At 68.8% G+C, this 4,704-nt stretch carries 4 protein-coding genes; all 4 read right to left on the bottom strand.

Annotated features, from left to right (window positions below):
* Positions 1-125 precede the first annotated feature (125 nt).
* The 4 genes from secF to ruvB all read right to left on the bottom strand — a co-directional run bounded on the left by secF (position 126) and on the right by ruvB (position 4,635).
* Entirely contained in the window at positions 126-1,124 is a 999-nt protein-coding gene (gene secF / locus GUY59_RS46070) for a protein translocase subunit SecF (RefSeq protein ID WP_138208671.1), read from the bottom strand.
* A gap of 1 nt (position 1,125) precedes the next feature.
* A complete protein-coding gene (gene secD, locus GUY59_RS46065) occupies positions 1,126-2,916 on the bottom strand; it encodes a protein translocase subunit SecD (RefSeq protein WP_138208672.1) in 1,791 nt (596 codons plus the stop codon).
* A gap of 92 nt (positions 2,917-3,008) precedes the next feature.
* Entirely contained in the window at positions 3,009-3,386 is a 378-nt protein-coding gene (yajC, locus tag GUY59_RS46060) for a preprotein translocase subunit YajC (RefSeq protein ID WP_236668146.1), read from the bottom strand.
* Positions 3,387-3,603: 217 nt separating this feature from the next.
* Positions 3,604-4,635 carry a Holliday junction branch migration DNA helicase RuvB gene (ruvB, locus tag GUY59_RS46055; protein WP_138208673.1) on the bottom strand — a complete coding sequence of 344 codons (1,032 nt, stop codon included), beginning with the start codon at positions 4,633-4,635 and terminating at the stop codon, positions 3,604-3,606.
* Positions 4,636-4,704 lie beyond the last annotated feature (69 nt).

The following is a 4,704-nucleotide window of genomic DNA, read 5'->3' as shown; positions in this document are numbered from 1 at the left end:
GGCCCGCACCGGCCTCTTGCCAGGGATGGAGCCCCTGGGGGAACCCATGGACCCGGCCTCGCGAGCGCGGACACGACGACGCCCCCGCCCGGTGCGGGGCAGGGGCGTCGTGGGAGGCGGGTGGGTCAGCCCTTGGCCGCGGCGGTCTTGGCGCCCTTCTTCGCTGTCTTGGCACCGCCGCCCGTGGAGGCCAGCCGCTTGGCGATGGCCTGGTAGCGCGGCTCGCGTTCCTTCAGCGTCACCAGCAGCGGCGTGGCGACGCACAACGAGGAGTAGGTGCCCACGATCATGCCGACGAACAGGGACAACGACAGGTCCTTCAGCGTGCCCGCGCCGAGCAGCGTGGTGCCGATGAACAGGATCGCGGCCACCGGCAGGATCGCGACCAGCGAGGTGTTCAGCGACCGGATCAGCGTGTGGTTGAGCGCGTTGTTGGCGGCCATCGAGTAGGTCTGCTTGGACGTGTGCCCCAGCTTGGCCGTGACCTCCTTGATCATGTCGAACACCACGACCGCGTCGTAGAGCGAGTAGCCGAGGATGGTCAGGAAGCCCAGCAGCGTCGCGGGCGTGACCTCGAAGCCCGACCAGGCGTAGACGCCGGCCGTGATGACCAGGTCGTGGATGAGCGCGACGATCGCGGCCAGCGCCATCTTCGGCTCGAACGCCATCGACAGGTACAGGATGATCGCCAGCATGAACACGCCCAGGCCGATCCAGGCTTGCTGGGAGACCTCACCCCCCCAGGACGGGCCGATGGCCTGGATGCTCACCTGGTCGACCGGAACCCCGAAGTCCTTGGCGATCTCGCCCTGCACCTGGACGCGGGTGTCCTCCGGCAGGCTCTCGGTGGTGGCCCGCCAGCCGTCGGTGCCCGCCTGCTGGACGATCACCTGGTGCACGCCCTGGTCGAGCACGGACTCGCGCACCTGCTCGACCGTGGCCTGCTGGGACTTGAACGAGAAGATCGTGCCGCCCTTGAACTCGACGCCCAGGTTGAGCCCGTTGAACAGCATTCCGGCCAGCGAGACGGCGAGCAGCAGGCCGGACAGGCTGTACCACAGCCGCCATTTGCCGACGAAGTCCACGTCGATCTCGCCGCGGTAGAGGCGACGCCCCAGTCCCATCTCAGGCCTCCTGCGGAGTGGTCGTGCGGCCGGTCGAGCCGACCTCGCTCATACGCTCGGCGTCGAGGCCGGACAGCGGGTGCCCCTTGGCGAAGAACTTCATCCTCGCCAGCGAAGCGATGAACGGCTTGGTGAACAGGAACACCACCACGACGTCGATCAGCGTGGTCAGACCCATCGCGAACGCGAACCCGGCGACGCCGCCCACCGCCAGGAAGTACAGGACGACCGCGGCGATGAACATGACGGCGTCGGCGATCAGGATGGTGCGCCTGGCACGGACCCAGGCCACCTCGACGGCCGAGCGGAGGGTTCGCCGCCCTTCCTTCATCTCGTCGCGTATGCGTTCGAAGTAGACGATGAAGGAGTCGGCGGTGATGCCGATGGAGACGACCAGGCCGATGATGTGGGGCAGCGAGAGGCGGAAGCCGGCGTTGTGCCCGAGCACCACCACCGACGTGTACGTGATGACCGTGGCCACCACGAGGCTCAGCACCGCCACGACGCCGAGGCCGCGGTAGTAGAGCATGCAGTAGACGACCACCAGGACCAGGCCGATCAGGCCGGCGACCAGGCCGCCTTCGAGCTGGTCCTGGCCGAGGGTCGAGGAGACGGTGTCGACGGAGCTGCGCTGGAACTTCAGCGGCAGCGCACCGTACTTGAGCTGGTCGGCCAGTGTGGTGGCGCTGGCCTGGTCGAAGCCGCCGGTGATCTCCGCGCGGCCCCCCGGGATCGGGCTGATGATGTTGGGGGCGGTGATGACGACGCCGTCGAGCACGACCGCGACCTTGTTGCGCGGTTCCTGGGAGTTGTAAGCGGCGGTGGTGAGCTTGCTCCACTCGCCGGCGCCCTTGCTCTTGAAGTCGAGCTGAACGACCCACTCCGTGGTGCCCTGGCGGACGCCCGCCGAGGCGGTGTCGATGTCGGTGCCGACGACCTTGGCGACGTCGAGGACGTACTTGAAGCTGCCGTCGCTCTCGCAGCCGGCGTACTGCTTGTTGGGGTCGTCCTGGACGCCCTGCCCGCGGTTGGCGGGGTCGGCGCAGTTGAGCTTCTTGAACTGGGCCAGCACCGCGGGGTCGATGCCCTCGGTGTTCAGGCCCGCGGTGGCGGGGTCGTCCGCCGGGGGCTGGCTGGGGTCGTCGCTCGGCGCGGGCGTGGACTTCCCGTCCTTGGTGCCCCGTTTGTCCTGCCCCTTCGGGCTGGCGGAAGGCTCGGCCGACGTGCTCGGCGTCGGCGCGGTCAGCGCCGACGACAACGCCTTGCCCGTGGGCGACGTGCTCGGCTGCGGCGCACCGCTCGCCGGGGACGTCGGCGGCCTGACGGGCTCGGAGGCCTGCGGCTTGGCCGGGTCGGAAGCCGAAGACTCAGCCGGCGAGTCGGAAGGCTCACCCGACGTGGCGCCCGAGGGAGAGGCGCTCGGCGTCGGCGCGTTGGTGGCCAGGTCCGCCGGGGCCTGCGTGGCCTCCATGGCGAGCACCTGGCGGAAACGCAGCTCCGCGGTGGTCGCGACCAGCTTGATGGCCTCGTTCTGACCGACACCCGGAATGGAGATGATGATGTTGTCGCCGGACTTGGCGACCTCCGCGTCGGAGATGCCGGTGCCGTTGACCCGGTCGCGGATGATGTTGACCGCCCGGTCAAGGATCTCCTCCGGAGGAGCCGCGTTGTTCTGGGTCACGGGCGACAGAGTCACCGTCGTGCCGCCGGCGAGGTCGAGCCCCAGCTTGGGCGTGTACGCCTGCTGCAGGAACATCGTCCCGCCCAGGGCGAGGATGAGCGCCAGAAGCACCAGGAGCGTACGCCCCGGTCGGCTGTGGCGGCTGGTCGGTCGGGCCACTGGTCGTCAGTTCTTTCAGATAGAGGTTTGTCGCAGAAGCTTAGTCAGGACTTCTTGGTGCTGGAGCCCTGGTCTCCGTTGCGATCCACGGCGGCCTCGGACTCGTTCCTGTCCTCCTCGGACGTGGCGACCTCGGTGGCCTCGTCACCTGCGGGGGCGTCGCCGGGCGTGACGACTCGGCCGATGGCGGCCTTCACCCAGCGGGTCTCGACACCGGGGGCGACCTCGAGAACGACGTCCTCATTGTCCACCGTGACGACCGTGCCGAACAGGCCCGTCGTGGTCATGACGCGCGTACCCGGAGTGAGGGAGTTCTGCATCTTGACCGCCTCTTGCTGGCGCTTGCGCTGAGGGCGGATCAGCAGGAAGTAAAACACCACCACCAAGAGAATCAGCGGCAGGATGCTTCCGAGTTGTCCCATGTCCATAAGGGGCGACCTTCCATTGTCGTACAAGGAGTTGACACCGGCCTCGCGCCGGAAATTCCGTGCGTCGCGTCGGACCGCGCCACTCGGGCCGTCAGCCTACACAGCCAGCCAAGCCACGGAGTGTAGGCGCTTGTTGCGAAACGCGGCAACGAAGCAGCGTTTCGGCGCGCGGGGAAGTTCCCATATTGAAACGGTTGCAACCGTTTTGTGATCAGTCGAAAAGCGGCGCTCCGAATGCGTCCGGTGGTGGGGTCATGCCGAGATGGGTCCACGCGGCCACGGTCGCGACCCGGCCGCGCGGCGTTCTGGCCAGCAGACCTTGGCGTACGAGGAACGGCTCGGCCACCACTTCGACCGTCTCGGGCTCCTCGCCCACGGCGACCGCGAGGGTCGACAACCCCACGGGACCGCCGCCGAACTTCTTCAGCAGCGCGCCGAGCACCGCTCTGTCGAGCCGGTCGAGCCCTTCTGCGTCAACTTCATAAAGGTTGAGCGCCGCCGCCGCGATCTCCCGGTTGATCACCCCGTCGGCGCGCACGTCGGCGAAGTCGCGCACCCGCCGCAGCAGCCGGTTGGCGATGCGGGGCGTGCCCCTCGACCGCCTGGCGATCTCGTGGGCGCCGTCGTCCGGCAGGCCGACGCCCAGCAGCTTCGCCGATCGATAGAGCACCTGCTCCAGCTCGCCGACCTCGTAGAAGTCCATGTGAGCGGTGAAGCCGAACCTGTCGCGCAGCGGCGCGGGCAGCAGCCCGGCCCTGGTCGTGGCACCGACCAGGGTGAACGGCGCGATGTCGAGCGGGATGGCGGTGGCCCCCGGGCCCTTGCCGACGACGATGTCGACCCGGAAGTCCTCCATCGCGAGGTAGAGCATCTCCTCGGCGGGCCTGGCCATCCGGTGGATCTCGTCGATGAACAGCACCTCGCCCTCGGCCAGTGTCGACAGGATGGCCGCGAGGTCGCCCGCGCGTTCGAGGGCCGGACCCGAGGTGATCCTCAACGGCGCGTTCAGCTCGGCCGCGATGATCATCGCCAGAGTCGTCTTGCCGAGCCCGGGAGAGCCGCTCATCAGCACGTGGTCGGGGGGCCGCTGCCGCCGCAACGCGCTTTCGAGCACGAGGGAGAGCTGCTCGCGCACCCGGCCCTGGCCGATGAACTCACCGAGCCGCTTGGGCCTGAGCGCCGCCTCGATCTGCAGCTCGTCGCCCTCGGCGTCGGGCGAGACGAGCTCCCGATCAGAGCCCACCGCGGCACCTCCTCCCGCCGACGACCCAACGCACCGCACCGGCCCGGTGGGACCCAGCATGACACCGCC

Source organism: Nonomuraea sp. K271 (genome assembly GCF_009908215.1).
In the GTDB taxonomy this organism is placed as follows: domain Bacteria; phylum Actinomycetota; class Actinomycetes; order Streptosporangiales; family Streptosporangiaceae; genus Nonomuraea; species Nonomuraea longispora.
The sequence above is the reverse complement of the archived record's forward strand: the minus strand, read 5'-3'. Positions and strand labels throughout refer to the sequence as shown.

Excerpts from the sequence above, each read along its gene's own strand:
- secF (WP_138208671.1), bottom strand. The coding sequence starts at position 1,124 with ATGGGACTGGGGCGTCGCCTCTACCGCGGCGAGATCGACGTGGACTTC.
- yajC (WP_236668146.1), bottom strand. The coding sequence starts at position 3,386 with ATGGGACAACTCGGAAGCATCCTGCCGCTGATTCTCTTGGTGGTGGTG.